This window comes from Vibrio sp. 10N.261.55.A7, from assembly GCF_002877365.1.
Taxonomy (GTDB): domain Bacteria; phylum Pseudomonadota; class Gammaproteobacteria; order Enterobacterales; family Vibrionaceae; genus Vibrio.
This window is the reverse complement of record NZ_MCWZ01000256.1, coordinates 1-369: the sequence shown is the minus strand read 5'-3', so window position 1 is coordinate 369 and position 369 is coordinate 1. Positions and strand designations below refer to the sequence as shown.

The 369-nt window shown below is 45.3% G+C and carries 1 pseudogene; it reads left to right on the top strand.

The window, feature by feature from the left end:
- Positions 1-369, top strand: a pseudogene (locus BCU12_RS11475) (glutathione-dependent disulfide-bond oxidoreductase); the annotation flags it as partial.

Here is a 369-nt window from a genome sequence, read left to right as displayed (position 1 = left end):
CTATTATGTTTGAAGAGCTTCTAGCGGCGGGTATAAAAGAAGCCGAATACGACGCTTTCTTAATCAATATTGGTGAGTCCGATCAGTTTTCGTCTGGTTTTGTTGGCGTGAATCCTAACTCAAAGATTCCAACTCTCGTTGATAATTCAACAGCAGAGCCAGTGAATGTGTTCGAATCGGCCTCTATTCTCGTCCATCTAGCTGAGAAGTTTTCTAAGTTCCTACCTGAGTCAGGGTCGGCGCGAACTCAAACGTTCAATTGGTTATTCTGGGCTCAAGGCTCTGCACCGTTCTTAGGAGGCGGTTTTGGTCATTTCTATTCGTACGCCGACGAGAAACAAGAGTACCCTATTAACCGCTTTGCAATGG